This window comes from Myxococcales bacterium, from assembly GCA_022563535.1.
Lineage (GTDB): Bacteria > Myxococcota_A > UBA9160 > UBA9160 > UBA4427 > DUBZ01.
Genome location: JADFNE010000140.1, coordinates 1 through 4759, shown reverse-complemented (window position 1 = coordinate 4759; position 4759 = coordinate 1). Strand labels below are relative to the sequence as shown.

Here is a 4759-nt window from a genome sequence, read left to right as displayed (position 1 = left end):
TTGTGCCCGTGGATCTCCGGCACATTTCCGTCGCGCTTCAAGCGACGAACGCTCGCGTGGTTCGAGTTCAGAATCTTCAGGCCAAATGCGGTTCGCGAGTCTCGGTTCTGTTTCATGGCGCGCAAACCTACACGAGACTCGTGCGGATTGCTGCCCAATTGAGATCAGGAATGAAGGAAGAGGCGGCATCCGGCGACTCTCCTCTGCGAAAGACGTTTGCATCTTGCGCAGAGGGGGAGCAACCGGATCGCGGTGTTACCCAGCTAGACAGGGTCTAGAGCTTGGATCCTTAGAAGAGAAACTTGAACCCGATAGTCATGTTATTGGTGACACCTGAATCGGAATCAATAAGCACCGTATCCTCGAGTTGAATCGCGGCGTTGGGTGCAAAGTAGAATTCTGCGCCAAACTTTGGACCAATCACAAAAAGCGTGTCACTCTGGGTACCCAAACCGGAGGTTCTAGTTTGGATAAAGGTGATACCAGCCACGGCCCCTGCGAAAAGCAGAATATTTTCCTCGGGGCCCATGAAGTTCGAGTTGATTCGAAACTGACCAGTCGGAGTAACGGCATAAACGTCTGCGAAATCGTTGTACGATGCAAGTATGGAAAATCCTCCGCCGTATTCCCATCGCGCATTCGGCGTGGTCCTGGTTATTGTAGTCCCGAGGAGTACCGTGTCTGAATCACCTCCCTTGTCTGGGCGACTGGAAATCACACTGAAGACTCCCGTGATTGCGGTCCTGCCCGCAATTTCGATTGCACCCTGGGCACTCGCCTGGGGCGCGAAGGCAATCGCCATCGCGATCGCGACGAACGTGCTCATCCATACTCTAGTCATTGCTCGTGTATCTCCATATTGGATCCAGTCGACACCAGACCTCCCCATGAGGACGGTTGTATCGCTTGGATTTCAGACCGTGGGGCAGGGATCTAGCGGTTGAGCATTTTGAAGGCGATTTCACCCTCTCCTTCCAATCTGCCCGATTGAGGGGTTTGCCGTGCATGGGAGTCTTCGGTCACCCGCGGCGTCACATAAGTGCCAATTTCACTAGCGGTGACATAGCCGTCATTGTTTAGATCGGCTTCGCCTGAAAGCGCTTCGATAAAGCGCGTCGTAAAGAGACCGCGCCCCTCTCGTTCCAGTACTTCTTCACCTTCTCCACCTGCGGTCACCATCTGGACCGAGCGCAGGCTCGTTACCTTGTCGATGTAATTGAGAGAGGTTTTCTTCACCACGCCAATACCGCGGGTAAAACCGAGTCCCGAGTAACAGGAGTCCATCGCGTAGTAGACATGCTTCGCCGGCAGCCTATTGGTCAGCTCCCGCAGCTGACGCATTGGAATACCGGTAGAAAATACTCGCTGTGGGTCGCCATCGACGGGAATGATGTAGCCGCGTTTTTCGCCAGCCGGCCCAGGCAACGTCTCGGTCTGGCCGTGACCGGCGAAAAAAATCATCACCAAGTCATTCTCCGAAGCGTGCGATTGAAGTTCCGTTCCCAGAAGGTGCAGGATCCCGTTGCGGGTGGCCTGTTTGTCGTAGAGTTCCAACACGGGATCGAAACCCAGCTTCTTGAGCTGAGCCGCCACCCTGCGCGCGTCGGGTTTTGCTCCGGACAGCGGGGGCCAGCGGTCGTAGTCGTTGATGCCAATCACCGCGGCGATGCGGCCGGTGTAGCCGGGCTTGTAGTGCTTCGGTGGCTTGATCTCGAATACACGCGACGCCGAATCTCGTGATCCACCCCACCCGGTATCCTCGTTCCGGGTCCGTCGCGCCGCAGTCCTCAGGATGGCAACCACATCGCTGTGGCGTCCATTGCGAGCGTGCTTGATGGCGAGGAGACCCTGGGAACTCTCGACGGTGGGATCGGCACCGTGGTCGATTAAATAACCGACGACGTCTGCATGACCGAACGCGCTGGCATTGATCAGGGCGGTGTCGCCGTCGTATTCTGCTTGATTGACATCGGCCCCGGCTTCCACGAGCAGCTTCACGATTGCGAAGTGCCCGCTGGCGGCGGCCTGATGCAGTGCCGTCACTCCGTCGTCGTCGCCTTCATTCGGATCGCCACCCTCGGCGAGCAGACGCGCAACCGTCGACGCGTCACCTTTCCCGGCGGCCTTTCCCAGCACCGTGTCGGCAGCCGCGCCCGCAGCCATGCCCGCAGCAATGGACAGGACCATCCCGAGCAGAAAAAAGCGGAGAAGTAGAGACATCGAATTACTGGCTCCCCATTCCGAACGCGACTTCACCGGCGCCGCTCATGCGACCGTACACCGGGGTTTGGCGACTCTTGGTTGCAAGCCTCACTTGATCCGAAACGAACCAACCAATCTCCGACGCGGTCACAACTTTATCCCCGTTGCGGTCGGCTTCGCCGCGCATGCCCTGCAACAGATAAGTGGTAAAGACGCCGCGGCCGCCTTGCTCGATCGCCTGCTGGCCTTCCGTCCCGGCGGTCAGCATCTGAACGGCCTGGATGCGCTGACTGGGGGTATTGGGCCGTCCCTGTCCCCGAGACACCGCGAGACTGCCGGAATAGCAGGCGTCAATGGCGTAGTACACGTGCTTTGCGGGCAGTCGATTGGAAAGGTCGCGAATCGTCTCCATTGAGATGCCAGTGGTATAGGCGTCTTCGGTGGTTCCATCAGTGGGAACCAGATATCCCCGCTTTTCACCGTTCGGCAGGGTTTCGGTGGTTCCATGTCCCGCAAAGAAGATGAACGCGAGGTCGTTCGCCGTGGTCTTTCGCTGGAGTTGGTTGCCGAGCAGATCGAGGATGGATTCGCGTGTCGCATCTTCGTCGTAGAGTTCGAGCACCTCGTCGAAACCCAATGCCCTGAGCATGTCGCCGGTAGCCTTGGCGTCCCTCGCCGCACCTTCGAGATTGCTCAGATGGGTGTAGCGGCTGATCCCGACCACGGCCGCGATGCGACGCCCATAGTCTGCAGTGAATACAATCGACTCCGGTGGAGCCGAGCCCCCGGGCTGCATGCGCTGCCCTTTGCGGTCGCGCGTCGCCTTGGTGATATAGGCGGCGATCTCCTTGTGCCCCTTCTGCTGCGCTTGCTTCACCGCGTCCCGCGCCGGAAGCTTCGCGCCCAACTCGATCAATGTCTTGACCGCTTCGAGTTCCCCCGCGCGAGCAGCCTTCATCATCGGGGTGCTGGGCGTGGGCCCGCGGCGGATCAAACTCGCACCGCTCCCGTTGGCGAGCAGGTTGCCCGAACCCCGGGGCGCATTTACAGCATCGATGTTGGCGCCGTAGGTGACGAGCACGCGAATGACTTCGACGTGCCCCTCGTAGCTGGCAATGTGGAGCGGGGTCGAGCCAAAGCCGTTTTCGGAATCGACGTCCGCCCCGGCTTGTGCGAGCGCTTCGACGACATCGGCGTGCCCCTTCGATGCCGCATGATAAATAGGCGTATTGCCCCGGGAATCTGGTTTGTCGAGATCCGCGCCGGCGGCGATCAAGGCTTCGACCTTCGCTAGATCGCCCTTCTTTGCCGACCGGGCGAGCGAAGCCGCAGTACTCGGAGTCGCCAACCACATCGACAGGGCTAGCAGCGCGGGGAGGAGTCGCAGCACGGAGGTGAGTGGAGCTGGAGTCTGACGCACGTTCGATCGGCTCGAGCCGAACCACTTCACTACGAATCCCCCACCCCCTGGAGATCCGCAAATTTTAGTCGCTGCAGCGCAAGGACTTCATTGCAGACCTCGAGTGAGAAGGAGTCTGCTCAGTCAATAGCAGGTCGTCAATGGGTTTCGCGACGAGCGAAGAACTTTCGATGCCCTTGGCTGAATGGGTGCGACTAGAAGGACAGTCGAAGCCCGCCGTGTAGGGTCACGCCGCCGAGGTTCTCCACTTTGAGTTCTTCATCCCCCACCCCCTGTATCTGACTGAACTGGGCGACGTACCCCAAGCGCGCTTCGCTGTACACAGACAGCGCTGGGGTCGGTGGAATTGTGATGTCCAAGCCGACTACCGCCTGTATTCCGATGCCCCCGCCAACCGAAGGCACCGATGCGCTCGCTCCTGGAAACCTCGCCTCAAGGGCGGCCTCGACCTTGTCAGTGTCAAAGGTGTTGATCCCGAATCCCAATCCAATTCCAAAGTACGGGGTGAACAGAGAATTGACCACGATGTCGATTCGATAGATGGCACGGATGTTGTAAGTCTTGAGAGCGAGATTTTCGACATTGAATAGTTCACCGTCAAACTCTCTGTACTCGAATTCGGCACCAATGTAGTGACGCGTACCAAGTTTGTGCGCGTACTGGAAAGCGAATGAAGTGCCGCTGTCACCCTTGGATGGGCTGAACAACCCGCCCCCCGCGCCGATGTGGTTCCGATTTTCGGCGAATGCGGTACTCGAGAGACATACGAAAATCAGGACAGCCAATCGGGCAAGACCTGTAATATCCAGATGGATCCCGCGCATCTAAATCTCCAGTTTAGATGTTTTACTCGGTACGGTCTTCCGGGGCTCGATCATCATATTGCTTCGGTTTACGAGAATCAAAAAAATGTTCAACGTTTGAAGATGAGCGAGGTGTTGACGCCACCGAAAGCAAAGTTGTTGCTCATCACATATTGGGTGTCGATCTCGCGCGGGCAATCTTTGATGTAATCGAGTTCGCCGCAGTTCGGGTCTATATTGTCGAGATTCAAATTTTCAGAGAACCAGCCCTCGCGCATCATCTCGATGCTGAGCCACGCCTCCAGGGCTCCGCAGGCTCCCAAGGTATGGCCCA

The 4759-nt window shown here is 57.9% G+C and carries 5 protein-coding genes; all 5 read right to left on the bottom strand.

The annotated features are described in order from the left end of the window. Positions 1-289: 289 nt before the first annotated feature. Entirely contained in the window at positions 290-841 is a 552-nt protein-coding gene (locus tag IH881_20265; protein ID MCH7870033.1) for a hypothetical protein, read from the bottom strand. 92 nt (positions 842-933) lie between these two features. Then, positions 934-2220 carry an ankyrin repeat domain-containing protein gene (locus IH881_20260; GenBank protein ID MCH7870032.1) on the bottom strand — a complete coding sequence of 429 codons (1287 nt, stop codon included), beginning with the start codon at positions 2218-2220 and terminating at the stop codon, positions 934-936. A 4-nt stretch (positions 2221-2224) separates the two neighbouring features. Beyond that, entirely contained in the window at positions 2225-3652 is a 1428-nt protein-coding gene (locus IH881_20255; GenBank protein MCH7870031.1) for an ankyrin repeat domain-containing protein, read from the bottom strand. Between the two features lie 164 nt (positions 3653-3816). Further along, entirely contained in the window at positions 3817-4446 is a 630-nt protein-coding gene (locus tag IH881_20250) for an outer membrane beta-barrel protein (protein ID MCH7870030.1), read from the bottom strand. A gap of 89 nt (positions 4447-4535) precedes the next feature. Continuing rightward, positions 4536-4759: beta-ketoacyl-ACP synthase (locus IH881_20245; GenBank protein MCH7870029.1), on the bottom strand; the 224-nt coding region annotated here is incomplete at its 5' end.